This window comes from Mycolicibacterium sediminis (assembly GCF_010731735.1).
Lineage (GTDB): Bacteria > Actinomycetota > Actinomycetes > Mycobacteriales > Mycobacteriaceae > Mycobacterium > Mycobacterium sediminis.
The window spans coordinates 54,348-72,261 of sequence record NZ_AP022588.1 but is presented as its reverse complement, the minus strand read 5'-3'; the positions used below and the strand labels follow the sequence as shown (position 1 = coordinate 72,261).

At 70.5% G+C, this 17,914-nt stretch carries 21 protein-coding genes; 12 read left to right on the top strand and 9 right to left on the bottom strand.

Annotated elements, in window-relative coordinates; genetic code table 11:
* Window positions 1-15: 15 nt before the first annotated feature.
* Window positions 16-720 (top strand): DUF2334 domain-containing protein, encoded by a 705-nt coding sequence (locus G6N64_RS00430; protein ID WP_163795121.1) that lies wholly within the window; start codon window positions 16-18, stop codon window positions 718-720.
* On the opposite strand, the gene G6N64_RS00425 is transcribed toward G6N64_RS00430, so the two are convergent.
* Together G6N64_RS00425 and G6N64_RS00420 are read right to left on the bottom strand one after the other, a co-directional pair.
* Window positions 717-1,322: a hypothetical protein gene (locus tag G6N64_RS00425; RefSeq protein ID WP_163795120.1), complete on the bottom strand. Its 606-nt coding sequence runs from the start codon at window positions 1,320-1,322 to the stop codon at window positions 717-719. The two genes, G6N64_RS00430 and G6N64_RS00425, sit on opposite strands and share 4 nt — an antisense overlap.
* A complete protein-coding gene (locus tag G6N64_RS00420; RefSeq protein WP_163795119.1) occupies window positions 1,322-1,975 on the bottom strand; it encodes an MBL fold metallo-hydrolase in 654 nt (217 codons plus the stop codon). Before G6N64_RS00420 ends, G6N64_RS00425 begins: the two co-directional genes overlap by 1 nt.
* A 60-nt stretch (window positions 1,976-2,035) precedes the next feature.
* Between G6N64_RS00420 and purS the strand changes: the two genes are divergently transcribed.
* Window positions 2,036-2,275 carry a phosphoribosylformylglycinamidine synthase subunit PurS gene (gene purS / locus G6N64_RS00415; protein ID WP_163795118.1) on the top strand — a complete coding sequence of 80 codons (240 nt, stop codon included), beginning with the start codon at window positions 2,036-2,038 and terminating at the stop codon, window positions 2,273-2,275.
* A complete protein-coding gene (gene purQ, locus G6N64_RS00410; RefSeq protein ID WP_163795117.1) occupies window positions 2,272-2,946 on the top strand; it encodes a phosphoribosylformylglycinamidine synthase subunit PurQ in 675 nt (224 codons plus the stop codon). The genes purS and purQ overlap by 4 nt, the downstream gene beginning before the upstream one ends.
* A gap of 7 nt (window positions 2,947-2,953) precedes the next feature.
* Here the strand turns inward: purQ and G6N64_RS00405 are convergent, their stop codons facing one another.
* Both G6N64_RS00405 and G6N64_RS00400 read right to left on the bottom strand, forming a co-directional pair.
* Window positions 2,954-3,751: a family 1 encapsulin nanocompartment shell protein gene (locus G6N64_RS00405; RefSeq protein ID WP_163795116.1), complete on the bottom strand. Its 798-nt coding sequence runs from the start codon at window positions 3,749-3,751 to the stop codon at window positions 2,954-2,956.
* Window positions 3,751-4,764 carry a Dyp-type peroxidase gene (locus G6N64_RS00400; protein ID WP_163795115.1) on the bottom strand — a complete coding sequence of 338 codons (1,014 nt, stop codon included), beginning with the start codon at window positions 4,762-4,764 and terminating at the stop codon, window positions 3,751-3,753. The genes G6N64_RS00405 and G6N64_RS00400 overlap by 1 nt, the downstream gene beginning before the upstream one ends.
* Before the next feature lie 214 nt (window positions 4,765-4,978).
* Here G6N64_RS00400 and G6N64_RS00395 point away from each other — a divergent pair, with 214 nt between their 5' ends.
* On the top strand, window positions 4,979-6,235 hold the full coding sequence (locus G6N64_RS00395) for a M18 family aminopeptidase (protein ID WP_163795114.1): 1,257 nt from the start codon (window positions 4,979-4,981) through the stop codon (window positions 6,233-6,235).
* On the opposite strand, the gene G6N64_RS00390 is transcribed toward G6N64_RS00395, so the two are convergent.
* On the bottom strand, window positions 6,209-7,144 hold the full coding sequence (locus tag G6N64_RS00390; protein WP_246230868.1) for a PfkB family carbohydrate kinase: 936 nt from the start codon (window positions 7,142-7,144) through the stop codon (window positions 6,209-6,211). The two genes, G6N64_RS00395 and G6N64_RS00390, sit on opposite strands and share 27 nt — an antisense overlap.
* A gap of 41 nt (window positions 7,145-7,185) precedes the next feature.
* Here G6N64_RS00390 and G6N64_RS00385 point away from each other — a divergent pair, with 41 nt between their 5' ends.
* Genes G6N64_RS00385 through G6N64_RS00365 form a run of 5 tightly spaced genes read left to right on the top strand, consistent with a single transcriptional unit; the run spans window position 7,186 to window position 12,373 of the window.
* The gene (locus G6N64_RS00385) at window positions 7,186-7,530 is read left to right on the top strand and encodes a VOC family protein (RefSeq protein WP_163795112.1); all 345 of its coding nucleotides are present in this window, start codon (window positions 7,186-7,188) and stop codon (window positions 7,528-7,530) included.
* Window positions 7,531-7,569: 39 nt separating this feature from the next.
* The gene (locus G6N64_RS00380) at window positions 7,570-7,710 is read left to right on the top strand and encodes a hypothetical protein (RefSeq protein WP_163795110.1); all 141 of its coding nucleotides are present in this window, start codon (window positions 7,570-7,572) and stop codon (window positions 7,708-7,710) included.
* 9 nt (window positions 7,711-7,719) lie between these two features.
* Window positions 7,720-10,038, top strand: a complete 2,319-nt coding sequence (gene purL, locus G6N64_RS00375) for a phosphoribosylformylglycinamidine synthase subunit PurL (protein WP_163795108.1) — start codon at window positions 7,720-7,722, stop codon at window positions 10,036-10,038.
* Window positions 10,035-11,759: an alpha/beta hydrolase gene (locus G6N64_RS00370; RefSeq protein WP_163795105.1), complete on the top strand. Its 1,725-nt coding sequence runs from the start codon at window positions 10,035-10,037 to the stop codon at window positions 11,757-11,759. The genes purL and G6N64_RS00370 overlap by 4 nt, the downstream gene beginning before the upstream one ends.
* Window positions 11,759-12,373, top strand: a complete 615-nt coding sequence (locus G6N64_RS00365) for an Rv0804 family intramembrane glutamic endopeptidase (protein ID WP_163795103.1) — start codon at window positions 11,759-11,761, stop codon at window positions 12,371-12,373. The genes G6N64_RS00370 and G6N64_RS00365 overlap by 1 nt, the downstream gene beginning before the upstream one ends.
* Here the strand turns inward: G6N64_RS00365 and G6N64_RS00360 are convergent.
* Complete coding sequence (locus G6N64_RS00360; RefSeq protein WP_163795101.1) at window positions 12,370-12,795, bottom strand: PPOX class F420-dependent oxidoreductase; 426 nt, start codon at window positions 12,793-12,795, stop codon at window positions 12,370-12,372. The two genes, G6N64_RS00365 and G6N64_RS00360, sit on opposite strands and share 4 nt — an antisense overlap.
* 74 nt (window positions 12,796-12,869) lie before the next feature.
* Between G6N64_RS00360 and G6N64_RS00355 the strand changes: the two genes are divergently transcribed.
* Together G6N64_RS00355 and purF are read left to right on the top strand one after the other, a co-directional pair.
* On the top strand, window positions 12,870-13,265 hold the full coding sequence (locus G6N64_RS00355) for a sterol carrier family protein (RefSeq protein WP_163795099.1): 396 nt from the start codon (window positions 12,870-12,872) through the stop codon (window positions 13,263-13,265).
* A gap of 143 nt (window positions 13,266-13,408) precedes the next feature.
* Window positions 13,409-14,950, top strand: coding sequence for an amidophosphoribosyltransferase (gene purF / locus G6N64_RS00350; RefSeq protein WP_163795097.1), 1,542 nt, complete (start codon window positions 13,409-13,411; stop codon window positions 14,948-14,950).
* A 39-nt stretch (window positions 14,951-14,989) separates the two neighbouring features.
* Here the strand turns inward: purF and G6N64_RS00345 are convergent, their stop codons facing one another.
* Window positions 14,990-15,973, bottom strand: a complete 984-nt coding sequence (locus G6N64_RS00345) for an NAD(P)H-binding protein (RefSeq protein ID WP_246230867.1) — start codon at window positions 15,971-15,973, stop codon at window positions 14,990-14,992.
* A gap of 55 nt (window positions 15,974-16,028) precedes the next feature.
* A complete protein-coding gene (locus G6N64_RS00340) occupies window positions 16,029-16,454 on the bottom strand; it encodes a cupin domain-containing protein (RefSeq protein ID WP_163795094.1) in 426 nt (141 codons plus the stop codon).
* 65 nt (window positions 16,455-16,519) lie between these two features.
* On the opposite strand from G6N64_RS00340, the gene purM reads away from it, so the two are divergent.
* Window positions 16,520-17,602, top strand: a complete 1,083-nt coding sequence (purM, locus tag G6N64_RS00335; protein WP_163795092.1) for a phosphoribosylformylglycinamidine cyclo-ligase — start codon at window positions 16,520-16,522, stop codon at window positions 17,600-17,602.
* A 45-nt stretch (window positions 17,603-17,647) separates the two neighbouring features.
* On the opposite strand, the gene G6N64_RS00330 is transcribed toward purM, so the two are convergent.
* Window positions 17,648-17,839 carry a DUF3073 domain-containing protein gene (locus G6N64_RS00330; RefSeq protein ID WP_163795090.1) on the bottom strand — a complete coding sequence of 64 codons (192 nt, stop codon included), beginning with the start codon at window positions 17,837-17,839 and terminating at the stop codon, window positions 17,648-17,650.
* Window positions 17,840-17,914 lie beyond the last annotated feature (75 nt).

Sequence of the window (17,914 nt, the reverse complement as noted above, 5' to 3'; positions counted from 1 at the left end):
TGCCATACTCCGAACGTGGCTGGAGAACTGATCGTCTCGATGTCCGGGGTCAGGGACCGCACGCTGGCCGACGCGGACGCGTTCCGCGCCGAACTCGCCAGGCGTGACGTGCCGGCGTCGTTCCTGGTGGCGCCGCGCCGCAAGGGCGGATACCGGCTCGACGCCGACCCGGTCGCCGTCGACTGGCTGACGGACCGCCGAGCACAGGGCGATGCGATCGTCCTGCACGGCTACGACGAGGCCGCCACCAAGAAGCGGCGCAGCGAGTTTGCCACGCTGCCCGCCCACGAGGCGAACCTCCGATTGATGGGCGCCGACCGCGTGCTGGAGCACCTCGGCCTGCGCACGCGCCTCTTCGCGGCCCCCGGCTGGACGGTGTCCCAGGGTGCGACCATGGCATTGCCTCGCAACGGGTTTCGGCTCCTCGCCGGCATCAACGGCGTCACCGACCTGGTCCGCCACTCGACGCAGCGGGCGCGGGTGCTGGGCATCGGTGAGGGCTTCCTCGCCGAGCCGTGGTGGTGCCGCACGCTGGTGCTGGCCGCCGACCGCACCGCCCGCCGCTCCGGAACGGTCCGGATCGCGGTGGCGGCGAACCAGCTCAGCCGACCGGGTCTGCGGCAGGCCGTACTCGACGCCGTCGACCTCGCCGTCATGCACGGATGCGTGCCCGCCGTGTACCGCTGGGAACCGCGGGCCGCGCTGACCGACGCCGCCTAGGGCAGGTCGATCGTCGTGGTCACCGACACCATCTGCGGTGTCGGTGGGGCCGAGGAGAAGCCGAACCGGACGGGCGGATCGAGCGCGGCCACCCCGCCGAGATCGGCACCCTGGAATTCGCCCCGAAGCGTCGCGATGTGGCGGGTCCTGCGCACGCCGTAGTACTCGCGTCGGCCGTTGCCCGCGCTGCCCGCCGTGTGCACGCCCGACACCAGTCGCGAGGCCACGGGATCGATGGCGCGCAACCACAGCGGCGCACGCGACAGCGGTGCGGGCACGAGGCGCAGCAGCCAGTCGAAGGGTGCGGGCTCACCGAGCGTTCCCGCCACCTCGAGACCCGGACCCGTCACGCCGAACCCGTCCGGAGCGTGGTCGACGGTGACCGTCCCCAGTTCCGTCCGGTCGAACGTGTATGTGGCCGAGACGAAGTCGGCGATCTCCCGGCTCGGGGCGAGGAGGGTGCGCACGCCGTCCGCGGTCTCGACCATGACGTCGGCGAAGCGTCCGAACGGGGACGTCAGCCACGAGCCCACGACGAACCGGACGCCCGACCCCGTGCCGAACCCGGCGATGTGCCCGGTGAACACGACCCGTTCGCCCATCAGAAGGCCGTGCCGCTCTCTTCCTCGAGGACCTGGAAGTCGGTGTCGGTCATCTCCGACAGCCGTCCGTAGTAGATGCCGCGCGCCTCCTTGGCCACCACGGCCTGGTGGATCGGGACGGCGCGCGTCGGCGCGACCGCGCGCAGGTACTCGACGGCCTCGGACAGCTTCATCCACGGCGCGGCCGCGGGGGTCGCCAGCACGTCGACGGGCTCACCGGGGGTGAAGAGGGCGTCGCCCGGATGCATGAGGCGCGCCGGGTGATCCCCGTCACCCACCAGGTAGGAGATGTTGTCGATGACGGGGATCTCCGGATGGATCACCGCGTGCGTGCCGCCGACACCGCGCACGGCCAGGTGGCCGATCTCGAGGGCGTCGCCGGCGTGCACCGCCGTCCACGGGTCGCCGAGCTGCGCCGCCGTCATCGGGTCGGCGTACAGCTTGGCCTGCGGGTTCGCGTCGATCAGCGCGGGCAGACGCTCGACGTCGGCGTGGTCGGGATGCTGGTGGGTGACCAGGATCGCCGACAGGCCGGTGATGCCCTCGAAGCCGTGCGAGAAGTTGCCCGGGTCGAAGAGGACGGTCGTGTCGCCGCCCGAACCGTCGGGGAAGCTCGCGAGCAGGCAGGAATGGCCGAAATGCGTCAATTGCATCCCTCCATTGTGCCGCCGGTAGAGTCGAGACCGACCAATCTCCATCAGAAGGAGCCGCCCGTGGCCCGGGTTGTAGTCCACGTCATGCCGAAGGCCGTGATCCTCGACCCGCAAGGGCAGGCGATCGTCGGCGCCCTCGGCCGTCTCGGCCACTCCGGCATCTCGGATGTCCGGCAGGGCAAGCGGTTCGAACTCGAGGTCGACGACACCGTCAGCGACGCCGCGCTCAACGAGATCGCGGAGTCCCTGCTCGCCAACACCGTCATCGAGGAGTTCTCGGTGCACCGGGAGTCGGAGTGAGCACGCGCGTCGGCGTCATCACGTTCCCCGGGTCGCTCGACGACGTCGACGCTGCCCGCGCCGTGCGGCTCGCCGGCGCCGAGCCCGTCAACCTGTGGCACGCGGACGCAGACCTCAAGGGCGTCGACGCGGTGATCGTCCCCGGCGGGTTCTCCTACGGTGACTACCTGCGCTGCGGAGCAATCGCGAAGTTCGCCCCCGTGATGGGCGAGGTCGTCGACGCCGCCGAGAAGGGGATGCCGGTCCTGGGCATCTGCAACGGTTTTCAGGTGCTGTGCGAGGCGGGCCTGCTGCCCGGCGCGCTGACCCGCAACGCCGGACTGCACTTCGTGTGCAAGGACATCTGGCTCGAGGTCGCCTCGAGCGATTCGGCGTGGTCCACCCGCTACGACGAGGGCGCCGACATCCTCGTGCCGCTCAAGTCCGGTGAGGGCCGCTTCCAGGCGAGCGACGAGGTACTCGACGAACTCGAGGGGGAGGGCCGCGTGGTGTTCCGCTACCGCGACAACCCCAACGGCTCACAGCGCAACATCGCAGGCATCAGCTCGGCGAACGGCCGCGTCGTCGGCCTGATGCCGCACCCCGAGCACGCCACCGAGGCGCTCACCGGGCCGTCGGACGACGGGCTGGGCATCTTCCTGTCCGCGCTGGACGCGGTACTGACGGCCTGACCGGCCCCTACGTCGTCAGCGCGACCGCTGCCTCGGCGGTGTAGTCGAGGAACGTCAGCGTCTCCTGCAGGTACAGCTGGACGGTGTCCGCGTCGTGGGACAGGTAGCCGATGGACACGTCGGTGCCGAGCCGGAGGTCGAAGTCCCCGCCGCGGGTCGACAGCACGAACGCGCCGTCGATCGCAGGAGCCCAGATGATCTCGCCGTCGACGAGCCGGTTGAGGTGCTCGCGGATCGGATAGCCGTGCGCCGTCGTCTCGCTCACCTTCGTGTAGACGTCGGCCGACAGCAGCACGCCGTACGGTCCGTCGACGCCCGCGAGTCGCAGCGCCGACAACGCCTGAGCAATCGCGTCGGGGATCTCCTGCGGGTCGCTCGGCAGCGTCAGCGGCGGGTTCGAGCTGCCCTTGCGGATGCCGTCGATGCCGGCGGCGGGGTACCCCTCGAAGATGGCGCGATCCTCGGCGAACGCCAGCCGCTTGGCGGCCTCCTTGACCGCATCCCAGTTCGAGTCCTGGGAGCCGCGCTCGACGTCGTCGACGTCGACCCGGCCGACCGTGAACGGCACCCGCAGACGCACCAGCGGCCGCGCCTCCCGGAGGTGCGCGACGACGCCGTCCCCGGGTGGTGCGACGTCGAGGAGGTGACCGGTGCTCACCGCCGCGGCGGCTGGACCGCCGGGCTCGCTGACGTCCACGACGCGGCGACCGGCGATGTGTCGCTTGAACGTTCGGGTGGCCTCTTGTTCGATCTCGTCCCACGCCTCGTCGGTGATCGGGGCAAGTTGGCGGTACAGGTTGTTCATCAGTGTCGTCCTTTCAGACTGCCGATCGACAGTGAGCCGGCGTACGAGGGGGTGGGTTCGGCCGTCGACGTCGCAGCACCCGGCAGGTCGGGCGGGTCGTCGAGGAAGTCGGCCGTAGGGGTGAAGAACAGGGTCCCGGTCACGGCGGTCGAGAAGTCGAGGATGCGGTCGGTGTTGCCCGGCGGGTCGCCGATGAACATGTTGCGCAGCATCCGCTCGGTGACCGCGGCAGCTCGCGAGTAGCCGATGTAGTACGTGCCGAACTCGCCCTTGCCGATCTCGCCGAACGGCATGTTGTGCCGCAGGATCTTCAGCTCGTTGCCGTCGTCATCGGTGATCACGTTCAGCGCGAGGTGCGAATCGGGCGGCTTGACGTCGTCGGCGAGTTCGATGTCGTCGAGCTTCGTGCGGCCGATCACGCGTTCCTGCTCCTCGACCGACAGCGACTTCCAGGCGCTCATGTCGTGGAGGTAGCGCTGGACGTGCACGTAGCAGCCGCCCGCGAAGTCGGGATCCTCGTCGCCGATCTGGGTCGCGCTGACCGCCAGCGGGCCGTCGGGATTCTCGGTGCCGTCGACGAACCCCATGAGGTCGCGGTTGTCGAAGAACTTGAACCCGTGGACCTCGTCGATGACGGTGATCGCGCCCGCCATCGCCTCGACGATCCGGTTCGCGAGTTCGAAGCAGACGTCCAGGGATTCGGCGCGGACGTGGAACAGCAGATCTCCGGGCGTCGACGGGGCGTAATGCCGGGGCCCGGTCAGCTCGACGAACGGATGCAGTTCGGCCGGGCGCGGTCCGGCGAACAGCCTGTCCCAGGCGTCCGAGCCGATCGAGGCGACCACCGACAGGTGCTTGGCGGGATCGCGAAACCCGATGGCGCGCACCAGTCCCGAGATGTCGCCGAGCGCGTCGTGCACAGCGGCCTCGCCGCCGTCGTCGATGACGGCGACGATGAAGATCGCCGCCGGGGTGAGCGGCGCCAGCACCGGCTGTGAAACAAGATCAACCACACGAGGACAGTAGCGCGGGGATGACCCGAAGAGCCGGTCGAGATCGAAAGATGGCAGCTAGCCCCCACGGGGGCTTCGGGCTGCCGCGACCCGCGCCGAACTCGATCCCGGCGAGCGTGCGCGAAGTCCGGTTCGCGACCGGCGTGTCGCCCGCAGACACGCACGCTCGCCGGGGAAGGTGACCCACCGTCGGGGGACGCGCCAAGATGGGGGGATGGCAGCCAGCCCCGAGAGCCTCTGCGAGTTCATCGACGCATCGCCGTCGCCGTTCCACGTCTGCGCCACGGCGGCGGCCCAACTGGCCGACGAGGGCTTCGTCGAACTGTCCGAGGCCGACGCGTGGCCGGCGGATGGTGGCCGATACTTCACGGTGCGCGCCGGCTCGCTGATCGCGTGGAAGTCGGCGGACGCGGGTGCGCCGTTCCGCATCGTCGGTGGTCACACGGACAGCCCCAACCTGCGGGTCAAGCAGCACCCGGACCGGTTCAGCACGGGCTGGCGCATCGTCGCGCTGCAGCCGTACGGCGGGGCGTGGCTGAACTCGTGGCTCGACCGCGACCTCGGGATCAGCGGCAGACTGTCGGTGCGGCGAGGCACCACGGTGGAGGACGTGCTCGTCCGCATCGACGACCCGCTGCTGCGCGTACCGCAGTTGGCGATTCACCTCTCCGAGGACCGCAGGGGCGTCGAACTGAACCCGCAACGGCACGTCAACGCAGTGTGGGGGGTGGGTGACGGGCCGGGGGACTTCCTCGCCCACGTCGCCCAGTTCGCCGACGTCGACCCCCGTGACGTCCTGGCCGCCGACCTGATGACCCACGACCTGACCCCGTCCCGGTTGGTCGGCGCCGACCGCGAACTGGTGAGCGCGCCGCGGCTGGACAACCAGGGCACCTGCTACGCCGGACTCGAGGCGTTCCTCGCCGCAGAACCCGGCGACCACGTCCCGGTGCTGGTGCTGTTCGACCACGAGGAGGTCGGGTCGACGTCCGACCACGGCGCCCAGTCCGAACTGCTTCCGACCACCCTCGAGCGGATCACGCTGGCCGCGGGCGGCACACGGGAGGACTTCCTGCGCAGGCTGCCGGGGTCGATGGTCGCCTCGGGCGACATGGCGCACGCCACCCATCCCAACTACCCCGAGCGCCACGAACCCGGCCACCTGATCGAGGTGAACGCAGGACCGGTGCTCAAGGTCCAGCCGAACCTGCGCTACGCCACCGACGGGCGCACCGCGGCGGCGTTCGCGCTGGCGTGCGAGCAGGCCGGTGTCCCGCTGCAGCGCTACGAGCACCGCGCCGACCTGCCGTGCGGCTCGACCATCGGACCGATGACCGCGGCGCGGACGGGCATCCCGACCGTCGACGTCGGCGCCGCACAATTGGCGATGCACTCCGCGCGCGAACTCATGGGCGCGTCGGACGTCGCGTCGTATTCGGCCGCGCTACGAGCGTTCCTGGCGCCCGCCTAGGCTCGACAGGTCGGGTCGTCCGCCGAGCCGCTGAACCGTGGAACCGGCCGCGGCGGAGGCGAGTTCGCCTGCGCGTCGCGGATCGTCGCCGCGGCGCAACGCCGCCAGCAGTCCCGCCACGAACGCGTCACCGGCACCGGTGCGGTCGACGACGGGGACGTCTGCGTGCGGGAACAGCGCGTGGTCGCCGTCCCACACCAGGACGTCGCCCACGTCCGGCACGGCGAGCGCGACGAGGTCGGGTCCGTGGGCGAGTACCTGCTTGCCCACGGCGGTCGCGTCGTCCACGGTCTCGACGGCGTGGCCCGCGATCAGCTCCGCCTCGGTCGCGTCGGCGCGCAGGACGTCCACCGACGGCAGCAGCTCGTCGAGGGCCTCGGCGTCCGGTGCGCCGTCCACCATCACCAGGGCACCGAGCCGAGCGGCGTAGCGCGCGGCGGCGAGCACGGTGGTCCTCGGCTGTTGCGCCTGGATGCTCACCACCTCGGCGGATCGAAACAGAGCCGAACAGCGGTCGAGGTCGTCGACGGTGACCAGCGACGTCTCCGGGACGTCCTCCACGAGCATCCTGTCCCCACGGGCGTCGACGACGTCGACGAGCAGGGCCGTGGGACCGCGCCGCGGAACGCAGCTGACGTCGATCCCGTCCCGCGCCGCCTGTCGCAGGAGCGCGGCCCCCTGGATGTCGTCACCCGCGACGGCGACGAGCGCCGTGGGCACCCTGAGTTGGGACAGCCCCACGGCCTGGTTGGCGCCCTTGCCGCCGAGCATCTCGCGACGGCCGCTGCCCGGCACCGAGCCGCCGGGATCCGGAAGGTCGTCGACCCGTACCACCACGTCGCGGCCCATCTGGCCGATCACCACCACGCCCACGGTGTCGGTGTGCCCGTTGTCGAGCGCGTCAACCAACTCGCTCCGAGGCGTCGGCCCCATCGGTTAGCCTGCCGGGCATGCCACTTCACGTCGAGATGGTCACGTTCGACTGCGAGAACCCCGACACGCTCGCCGCCTGGTGGGCCGACGCCGTGGGCGGCGAGGTGAACGCCGTGGCGCCCGGGGACTTCGTGATGGTCGCGTGGGACCAGGGGCCGACGCTGGGCTTCCAGCGGGTGCCCGATCCGACGCCCGGGAAGAACAAGGTGCACGTGGACTTCCACGCAGCGGACAGGGAGGCCGAGGTCGCGCGGCTCGTCGCCGCGGGTGCGACGGACCTCGGTCGCAACAGCTTCGGTCCGGACTTCGAGTGGGTGACGCTGGCCGATCCGGAGGGCAACGCGTTCTGCGTGGCGGGGTGACCGCCCGGCGGGGATGATCCCACCCTGCCGGCCGACGCCGTGCCGCCCGACGAGGCCGGCGAGACGCCGTTCGAGGTGACGATCGTGGTGGTGCTGGGCAGCGTGGTGATGCACGGGCTGGTGGGGCACCTGTTGGCCGGCCGCGGCACCGTGGACGGCGGAACGCCCGCAAGGCAATAAACTGTCTCCGTGACGACCGAAGCAGCCGGTGCCCGCAACGTCGACGGCCAGACCGTCGATTCCGTGTCGCTCGCCTCGGCGAGCCCCGACCAGCCGCAGCCGTTCCGCGAGCTCGGGCTCAAGGACGACGAGTACGACCGGATCCGCGAGATCCTCGGCCGCCGACCCACCGACGCCGAACTCGCGATGTACTCGGTCATGTGGAGCGAGCACTGCTCGTACAAGTCCTCCAAGGTGCACCTGCGCTACTTCGGTGAGACGACCACCGAGGCCATGCGTTCCTCGATGCTCGCGGGCATCGGAGAGAACGCCGGCGTGGTCGACATCGGTGACGGCTGGGCCGTCACCTTCAAGGTGGAGTCGCACAACCACCCGTCCTACGTCGAGCCCTACCAGGGTGCGGCCACCGGTGTCGGCGGCATCGTCCGCGACATCATGGCGATGGGCGCCCGGCCCGTCGCGGTGATGGACCAGCTCCGGTTCGGCGCTGCCGACGCGCCCGACACCCGTCGCGTCCTCGACGGCGTGGTGCGTGGCGTCGGCGGCTACGGGAACTCGCTGGGGCTGCCCAACATCGGCGGCGAGACGGTCTTCGACCCCTGCTACGCGGGCAACCCGCTCGTCAACGCGCTCTGTGTCGGCGCGCTGCGCACCGAGGATCTGCACCTCGCGTTCGCCTCCGGCGCCGGCAACAAGATCATCCTGTTCGGCGCGCGGACCGGCCTGGACGGCATCGGCGGCGTCTCGGTGCTCGCGAGCGAGACCTTCGGCGGCGACGAGGGCGAGGGTCCCGGCCGCAAGAAGCTGCCGAGCGTGCAGGTGGGCGACCCCTTCATGGAGAAGGTCCTCATCGAGTGCTGCCTCGAGCTGTATGCGGCCGGCCTGGTCATCGGCATCCAGGACCTCGGTGGAGCCGGATTGTCCTGTGCGACGTCCGAACTCGCCGCAGCCGGCGATGGCGGCATGTCCATCGAGCTGGACAAGGTGGCCCTGCGCGCGGAGAACATGACGCCGGCGGAGATCCTGTCGAGCGAGTCGCAGGAACGCATGTGCGCCGTCGTCGCACCCGAGAACGTCGAGAAGTTCATGGCGGTGTGCCGCAAGTGGGAGGTGCTCGCCACCGTCATCGGTGAGGTCACCGACGGCGACCGCCTCGAGATCACCTGGCACGGCGAGACCGTCGTCGACGTGCCGCCGCGCACCGTCGCCCACGAGGGTCCGGTGTACGAGCGCCCCGTCGAGCGGCCGGACACCCAGGACCGGCTCAACGCCGACACCACCGCGCACCTGCCGAGGCCCGCCACGGGCGAGGAGTTGCGCGCCACGCTGCTCGAGCTGCTGGGCAGCCCGCACCTGTGCAGCCGCGCCTTCATCACCGAGCAGTACGACCGCTACGTGCGCGGCAACACCGTCCTCGCCGAGCACGCCGACGGCGGCGTCATCCGCATCGACGAGCGCACCGGCCGCGGCATCGCCATCGCCACCGACGCCTCCGGTCGGTACACCAAGCTCGATCCGTACACCGGCGCGCAGCTCGCCCTCGCCGAGGCCTACCGCAACGTCGCGGTCACCGGCGCCACCCCGATCGCCGTCACCAACTGCCTGAACTTCGGCTCGCCCGAGGACCCCGCCGTCATGTGGCAGTTCAGCCAGGCCGTCCGCGGTCTGGCGGATGGCTGTGTGACGCTGGGTATTCCGGTCACCGGCGGCAACGTGAGCTTCTACAACCAGACCGGCACCACCGCGATCCACCCGACCCCCGTGGTCGGTGTCCTCGGCGTCCTCGACGACGTCGCGCGGCGCATCCCGACCGGCCTGGGCGTCGAGCCCGGTGAGACGCTGATGCTGCTGGGCGACACCCGCGACGAGTTCGACGGCTCGATCTGGGCGCAGGTCACCGCCGACCACCTGGGAGGGATGCCGCCGACCGTCGACCTCGACCGCGAGAAGCTGCTCTCCGAGGTGCTGATCTCGGCGTCACGCGACGGACTGGTCTCGGCCGCCCACGACGTCAGCGAGGGCGGCCTCATCCAAACCGTCGTGGAGGCGGCGCTGGCCGGCGAAACAGGTTGCCGGCTCATCCTTCCCGAGGACGTCGACCCCTTCGCGTTCCTGTTCTCGGAGTCGACGGGCCGCGTGCTCGTCGCCGTCCCGCGCACCGAGGAGAGCAGGTTCCGCGCGATGTGCGAGGCGCGCGGACTGCCGGCCGAGCGGATCGGCGTCGTCGACGACGGGAGCGACGCCGTCGAGGTGCAGGGCCAGTTCACGGTCAGTCTTGACGAGTTGCGGAGCACGTCGGAGGGCGTGCTGCCCAGGCTGTTCGGGTGAGGCCCCCGGCCACCACACGACACCCCCTTCTGATCTGGGCCTGGGGACTGATCCGCCTCGACTTCGTCGGCGTCCCCTTCGGTGCCCTGTTCTTCTGCCTCTCGCTGACCCCCTCGCTGCTGCCCCGGGACTGGCTGTTCCAGGGCCTCATCGGCGGGGTCAACGCGTCCATCGGCTACGCCATCGGCGTACTCGTCGGGAAGTTCCTCCACCGCGTCGTGCTCCGGCACCGACGGTGGTGGCCGCCACCCACCCGCATCCTGAACCGTGTCAAGGTCGCGGTCGTCGCCCTCTCGATCGTCGCGGCGCTGCTGATGCTCGTCCGCGCGTCGGCGTGGCAGCGTCAGGTGTCGGCACTGATGGGCATCGAGGGGCCCGAGACGTCGGCCTACCTGCGCACGCTGATCGCGTCGGTGGCCGTCGGCGCAGCCTGCATCGGTGTCTCGCGGATCATTCTCGACGCCTCGAAGGTGCTGGCGCGCATGCTCATCCGCCGATGGCACCTGCACCACGAGATGGCGTTCCTCATCGGCGCGTCCATCGTGGTCGTCCTCCTCGTCACGATGGTCAACGGTGTCCTCTTCCGCGGGTTCCTCGCCGGCGCGAGCGCGGTCTTCCAGCCCCAGAACTCGACGACGCGTGACGGCGTCGCCCAGCCGGACGCTCCCGAGAGGTCGGGCAGCCCGGACTCGTTCGCGCCGTGGGACACGCTCGGCTATCAGGGCCGCAACTTCGTCGCCACCGGACCCGACGTCGACGAACTGGTGCGCATCAACGGCCGGCCGGCCAAGGAGCCGATCCGGGTGTACGCCGGTCTGCAGACCGCCGACGACGACGCCGGGCGGATGGACGTCCTGATCCGCGAACTGGAGCGCACCGGCGCCTTCGACCGCAAGCTGCTCGTGATAGTCCCAACGACGGGCACCGGGTGGGTCAATCCCGTTGCGGCGCGGGCGATCGAGACGATGTACAACGGCGACACCGCGATGGTCGCCGTCCAGTACTCGTACCTGCCGAGCTGGATCTCCTTTCTCGGCGACCAGGACAAGTCGATCGAATCCGGCCGGATGCTCGTCGACGCCGTCCACGATCGGTGGGCCCGGCTGCCACCGGATCGCAGACCCGAGCTGGTGCTCTACGGCGAAAGCCTGGGCTCGATGGCCGGACAGGGCGCATTCGCCTGGCTGCCCGACATCGCGAAAATGGGCTTCTCCGCGGTGCTGTGGGTCGGACCGCCACACGAGAGTTCGCTCTGGAGCGGGCTCGTCACGCGCCGCGACCCGGGCAGCCGGGAGGTCGAGCCGCGCTACGACAACGGGCGCACGGTCCGCTTCTCCCAGGCCGCCGACTCCGACGACATCGCCCGCATCGCCGCCGGACCGTGGGACGGCACGCGAGTGCTGTTCCTGCAGCACGCATCCGACCCGATCGTCTGGTGGTCGCCGAATCTCGTCTTCTCCCGGCCCGATTGGCTGGTCGAGCCGCCGGGTGCAGATCGCACGTCCTCGATGCGCTGGTACCCGATCGTCACGTTCTGGCAGGTGAGTGCCGACATGACCAACGCGTCCGGGGTGCCGGGCGGGCACGGCCACAACTACGGCGACTCGGTGCTCGACGGGTGGGCTGCGGTCATCGCACCCGACGGTTGGACCGCCGAGGACACCGAGCGCGTGCGGGTGTCCATCGAGCAGTCCCACACGCCCGGCAACCCGGAGTACTGATGCGGAGGCTGCGCGCACTGGCTCTCGCGGCCGCGCTGCTCGCGTGGAGCGCGTTCGTCGCCCCGAGGGTCCCGCCGCGCCCGCAGGCTGTGGTGCAGGCCGTCCTCGCAGGGGTTCTGGTGCGCGGCACCCGGGCACGACTCGGCCTGGCCCCACCCCGGCTGTGGTCCGGACTCCGCTACGGGGTGCCTTTGGCGGCCGTCGTCTCCGCAGCCGTGGCCGGTTCGACGCGGATCCCCGCCGTCCGCCGCGGGATGGCCGCGCGCGAGCTGCCTGCGCCCACCCTCGAGTGGCTGCTGTGGCGGATCCCGATGGGCACCGTCTGGAGCGAGGAGGCCGCGTTCCGTGGCGCGCTCGGCACCCTGACCGATGCGGCCTTCGGCAGGCGCTGGGGGCTGGTGCTTCAGGCCGCGACGTTCGGCGGCAAGCACGTCGCCGATGCGCGGTCGGCCGGCGAGTCCGTCGTGGGCACGGTCGCCGTCACCGGGGTGGCGGGCTTGGCGTTCGGCTGGCTCTACGGGAGGTCGGGCAGCCTCGCCGCGTCGATGCTCGCGCACCTCGCCGTCAACGAGGCGGGAGCCGTTGCGGCGCTGTGGGTTCAGCGACGCCGCTAGACGTCGCGGGCGTCCGCCGTCATCAGGTGCGGCTCGGTCTCCAGATCGTCGATGCCGAAGCCGATGATGCGCGTCGGCGTGATCCGGATGATCGCGGTGTCGAGGGCGTCGCCGTTGGGTTCGCTCGGCGCCGAGTCGAGCCGGACCTGGGTCGCGGTGCCGCGGATCTCCAGGCAGCGCACCCGCCACGGGTCGCGCGAGGCGATGTCGTCGACGACGAACGCCACCGACGTATTCACGCCCACGTTGCGGTACTTGCGGCTCGAGGACATGCGGTACCCGGACACGTCGATGGTGCCGAGGGCGTCGTTGTAGGTGAACCCGACCGGACTGTTCTGCGGCGTCCCGTCCGGCTTCACGGTGGCGAGCCGGCCCAGATCGGCGCGCTCGAGGTACTCGACTTCGTGTGGTCTGAATGACATGTCGCGACGGTAGGACCTCAACGCGACTTGAGGTCAAGCGTCACGACGGGACGGACCTTTGGAACACTCGACGCATGGCCCCCCGAAACGTCGCGGACCCCGCGAAGACCCGCGAGGCCGTCGCCGCACTGGCCCCCTGGCTGCGCGACGAGACCGTGCCCGCGCCCGAGCGCAGCGCCCTCGCCGAGGCCGTACGACTGACGGCCCGCACCCTCGCCGCGACGGCCCCCGGAGCCAGCGTCGAGGTCCGCATCCCGCCGTTCGTCGCCGTGCAGTGCATCGCCGGGCCCAAGCACACCAGGGGGACGCCGCCCAACGTCGTCGAGACCGACCCGCGCACCTGGTTGTTGCTCGCGACGGGGCTCCAGACGGTGCCCGCAGCGATGGCGACGGGGACCGTTCGGGCCTCCGGATCGCGAGCGGGGGAGATCGCCGCGTGGCTGCCGCTGGTGACCATCGAGAAACCCTGAGCACGACCCGGGGAATGGCGACACGCGCATCCGTCGTTGAACACGCCGACGGAGGACGTGACATGTCGCGCCGATTCCGCTCGGCGCGGCCGAAGACCGTAGACTGGCGCCGTCACCCACAGCCCCAAGGGAGCAGACTGATCGTGACCGCCGAGCAGCCCGCACTGGATGAGAACGAGCCCCGCGAGGAGTGTGGCGTCTTCGGCGTCTGGGCCCCTGGCGAAGACGTGGCGAAGCTCACGTACTACGGCCTCTATGCCCTGCAGCACAGGGGCCAGGAGGCTGCTGGCATCGCCGTCGCTGACGGTTCACAGGTGCTGGTGTTCAAGGATCTCGGCCTCGTCAGCCAGGTGTTCGACGAGCAGACGCTCGCCGCGATGGAGGGTCACGTCGCGATCGGCCACTGCCGCTACTCGACCACCGGATCGACCACGTGGGAGAACGCCCAGCCGGTGTTCCGCAACACCGCCGCCGGCACGGGCGTCGCGCTGGGACACAACGGCAACCTCGTCAACACCACCGAACTGGCGGCCAGGGCACGTGACGCCGGGTTGATCAACACCCGCGGCGCGGCAGCGGCCACCACCGACTCCGACGTCCTGGGCGCCCTGCTCGCCCACGGTGCGGCCGACTCCACGCTGGAGCAGGCCGCCCTCGATCTGCTCCCGACCGTCCGCGGCGCCTTCTGCCTGACGTGGATGGACGAGAACACGCTCTACGCGGCGCGCGACCCGCACGGCGTCCGCCCGCTGTCGCTGGGCCGCCTCGACCGCGGCTGGGTCGTCGCGTCCGAGACGGCCGCGCTCGACATCGTCGGCGCATCGTTCGTCCGCGACATCGAGCCCGGAGAGTTGCTGGCCATCGACGCCGACGGCGTGCGCTCCACCCGCTTCGCCAACCCGACGCCCAAGGGTTGCGTCTTCGAGTACGTGTACCTGGCGCGGCCCGACAGCGTCATCGGCGGCCGGTCCGTCCACGCCACCCGCGTCGAGATCGGTCGCAGGCTGGCCGCGGAGAAGCCCGTCGAGGCCGACCTGGTGATCGGCGTTCCCGAATCCGGCACGCCCGCAGCGGTCGGCTACGCGCAGGGGTCGGGCATCCCGTTCGGTCAGGGCCTGATGAAGAACGCCTACGTGGGCCGCACCTTCATTCAGCCCTCGCAGACCATCCGCCAGCTGGGCATCCGGCTGAAGCTGAACCCGCTCAAGGAAGTCATTCGCGGGAAACGGCTGATCGTCGTGGACGACTCGATCGTCCGCGGCAACACGCAGCGGGCGTTGATCCGCATGCTCCGCGAGGCCGGTGCGCTGGAGGTGCACGTCCGGATCGCGTCGCCGCCGGTGCGTTGGCCCTGCTTCTACGGCATCGACTTCGCGACACCGGCCGAGCTGATCGCCAACGCCTCGAGCAACAGCGCCGACGAGCAGGACATGCTCGACGGCGTACGCCGCGCGATCGGCGCCGACAGCCTGGGCTACATCAGCCAGCAGGGCATGATCGCCGCCACCGAGCAGCCGGCGTCGCGACTGTGCTCGGCCTGCTTCGACGGCGACTACCCGATCGAGCTGCCCGGCGAGACCGCGCTGGGCAAGAACGTGATCGAGCACATGCTCGCCACGGCCGCCCGCACCGGGATTCCGCTGCAGTCCGCGAACGACAACGCGTCGGCGCTGCGTCGCCCCTGAGGCTCGGCGCGGCCTCGACGGACCCGTTCGTGAAAGCCGTTACGACGCAGGCGAACTGAAGCGCATGATGCTGCGGCGACCACGCTGTCCGGCCGTGCCGTCCTGCTTCAATGCGTCGCGCACAGCCTGGTCGTAACCGGTCAGACCGCCGGGCGGGCGGGGGATGACGTCGTCGATGTCGTGCTCGTGCATGATCGCGTCGCACTCCAGCGAGTGGACGAGGGGTCGCGCCAGTCCGGCGGGGATCGGCGTCACCAGGCCCACCCACAGGCTCGCGATGGTCGGCGTCAGGAACGGGACGCCCACGATCAGACGCCGGCGCAGACCCGCGGCGTCGGCGTACACCTGCATCGCATCGCCGTACTCGAGGACGTCGAGCGACCCGATGTCCCACGTGCGCGACTCGGACACCGTGGCGGTCGCGGCCTCGACGAGGTAGTAGAGCGCATCGTCGATGGAGATCGGCTGCACCTTGTTGTGCACCCACCGCGGCGCGGTCATCACCGGGAGCCGGTCGGTGAGGTGGCGGATCATCTCGAACGACGCCGAACCGGAGCCGATCACGATGCCCGCCTGCAGGACCAACGTCTCGATGCCCGAGGCGATCAGCTTCTCGCCGACCGTGGTGCGCGAGCGCAGGTGCTTCGACAGGTCGGCGGCGTTCGGCGGGTGCAGACCCGACAGGTAGACGATCCGCGAGACGCCGGCGGCCTTGGCCGCGTAGACGACGTTGTCGGCTGACCGTGCCTCCTCGCGCTCGAAGTCCGAGGACGTGCCCATCGAGTGCACCAGGTAGTAGACGACGTCGACGTCGGCGAACGCCGCCGTCAGGGAGTCCCTGTCGCTCAGGTCGCCCTTGGCCACCTCGACCTGGTCGCGCCACGGAACGTCGTCGATCTTGGCCGGTGTGCGCGCCAGGGCACGCACCGTGTGGCCGTGCTTGAGGAGCTGCGGTACGAGAAGCCCGCCGATGTAGCCAGTAGCGCCCGTCACCAGGCAGCGGCGAGTTTCCGTGTCCGTCACTCGTCCTCCATTCGTCGGGTAGGGATATGACCCCTGAGCGGGTAGTTCAAACCGATTACTCGAAGGGGCACCCCGGGTTGGGCGCGTCATTCGCCAGCGGCTGGCCCTCCGGGACGATGTAGCCGACCCACATCACCAGCGGTTCGGAGCCCAGATTGCGGCCGACGTGGACGTATCCGGGTCCCGTCTCCTCGGTGATCGGGTCGCCCGCGTCGTACACGCCGTCGATCTCGCAGTTCGCCGAGTAGTGCGTCAGCGTGCCCTGCCGGATCACCCCGTAGACCTGGCCGGGATGCCAGTGCCACCCCGTCGTGCCGCCGGGCGCAATCGTCAGTTGGCGGGTGACGTACTGAACCCCGTCGACGGTCGCCTGTGCGAGGACCGTGGCCTCGACGCCGCTGTTCGGGGTCGCCGCGGCGGGTCCGGCGGCGATCGGCAAGGCCAGTGCGGCGAGGACGGCCGCGGTGCGAATCCGGTTCATGAGAGCTGAGCGTGTCACATGGGCGCGGGGACGCCGGTGTGGCGCGACCGGTACCCTTGCCCTCGATGACGAGCAAGGGTCGACCTGCGGGAGAAGACAGCGCCTCATACGCGGCGGCAGGCGTTGACATCGAGGCGGGCGACCGAGCCGTCGAACTCTTCAAGCCCCTGGCGCAGCGCGCCACCCGTCCCGAGGTACGGGGCGGCCTGGGCGGGTTCGCGGGCCTCTTCGCACTGCGCAACGACTACCGGGAGCCGCTGCTGGCGTCGTCGACCGACGGCGTCGGCACCAAGCTGGCGATCGCACAGGCGATGGACAAGCACGACACCGTCGGGCTCGACCTGGTGGCCATGGTGGTCGACGACCTCGTGGTCTGTGGCGCCGAGCCGCTGTTCCTGCAGGACTACATCGCCGTCGGCCGCACCGTCCCCGAGCGCGTCGCCGAGATCGTCTCCGGCATCGCCAACGGCTGCGTCATCTCCGGATGCGCGCTGCTCGGCGGTGAGACGGCCGAACACCCCGGCCTGATGTCACCGGACCACTACGACCTGTCGGCCACCGGCATCGGCGTCGTGGAGGCCGAGGACGTGCTGGGACCGGACCGGGTCCGGCCGGGGGACGTCGTCATCGCCATGGCGTCGACGGGCCTGCACTCGAACGGCTATTCGCTGGCACGCCGGGTGCTGCTGGAGATCGACCGGATGAGCCTCACCGGCCACGTCGAGGAGTTCGGCCGGACGCTCGGCGAGGAGATGCTCGAGCCGACGCGGATCTACGCCAAGGACTGCCTCGCACTCGCCTCCGAGGCGCAGGTGCGGACGTTCTGCCACGTCACCGGCGGCGGCCTGGCGGGCAACCTGGAACGCGTGATCCCCAACGGTCTCACCGCCGAGATCGATCGCGGAACGTGGACGCCCGCACCGGTCTTCGGCATGATCGGCCACCGCGGACGCGTCGACCGCGCCGAGATGGAGAAGACGTTCAACATGGGCGTCGGCATGGTGGCCATCGTCGCGGCGGAGGACACCGACCGCGCTCTGGCCATCCTGACCGCGCGCCACGTCGACAGCTGGACGCTCGGCACCGTCTCGAAGAGCGCCAAGGGTGAGCCACGCGCCCAACTGGTCGGGCAGCACCCGCGTTTCTAGTGGGGAGCCGGACCCGGGGTCATTGCCCCCGGGGACGCGATGACGCTAGCGGCGCCAGTCGTCGTCGTCGCTCCAGCGGTCGTCTACCGGGACGTCACCGTTGAGGGTGTCGGGCTCGGGGGAGCCGGAGCCGCCACCCAGTTCCTGCTGTAACCGTTGGAAATCGGTTTGTGGCGAGCTGTACTTGAGGTCGCGAGCGACCTTCGTCTGCTTCGCCTTCGCCCGGCCGCGGCCCATGGGGGACCCCCTTGCGCAATAACGGAGCGGCCCGAAATTCAGGCGGCTCCGATCTGAGTGTGTCTATCGTCCTGA

Excerpts from the sequence above, each read along its gene's own strand:
- G6N64_RS00425 (WP_163795120.1), bottom strand. The coding sequence starts at position 1,322 with ATGGGCGAACGGGTCGTGTTCACCGGGCACATCGCCGGGTTCGGCACG.
- G6N64_RS00420 (WP_163795119.1), bottom strand. The coding sequence starts at position 1,975 with ATGCAATTGACGCATTTCGGCCATTCCTGCCTGCTCGCGAGCTTCCCC.
- G6N64_RS00405 (WP_163795116.1), bottom strand. The coding sequence starts at position 3,751 with ATGAACAACCTGTACCGCCAACTTGCCCCGATCACCGACGAGGCGTGG.
- G6N64_RS00395 (WP_163795114.1), top strand. The coding sequence starts at position 4,979 with ATGGCAGCCAGCCCCGAGAGCCTCTGCGAGTTCATCGACGCATCGCCG.
- G6N64_RS00385 (WP_163795112.1), top strand. The coding sequence starts at position 7,186 with ATGCCACTTCACGTCGAGATGGTCACGTTCGACTGCGAGAACCCCGAC.
- G6N64_RS00365 (WP_163795103.1), top strand. The coding sequence starts at position 11,759 with ATGCGGAGGCTGCGCGCACTGGCTCTCGCGGCCGCGCTGCTCGCGTGG.
- G6N64_RS00360 (WP_163795101.1), bottom strand. The coding sequence starts at position 12,795 with ATGTCATTCAGACCACACGAAGTCGAGTACCTCGAGCGCGCCGATCTG.
- G6N64_RS00355 (WP_163795099.1), top strand. The coding sequence starts at position 12,870 with ATGGCCCCCCGAAACGTCGCGGACCCCGCGAAGACCCGCGAGGCCGTC.
- G6N64_RS00340 (WP_163795094.1), bottom strand. The coding sequence starts at position 16,454 with ATGAACCGGATTCGCACCGCGGCCGTCCTCGCCGCACTGGCCTTGCCG.
- purM (WP_163795092.1), top strand. The coding sequence starts at position 16,520 with ATGACGAGCAAGGGTCGACCTGCGGGAGAAGACAGCGCCTCATACGCG.
- G6N64_RS00330 (WP_163795090.1), bottom strand. The coding sequence starts at position 17,839 with ATGGGCCGCGGCCGGGCGAAGGCGAAGCAGACGAAGGTCGCTCGCGAC.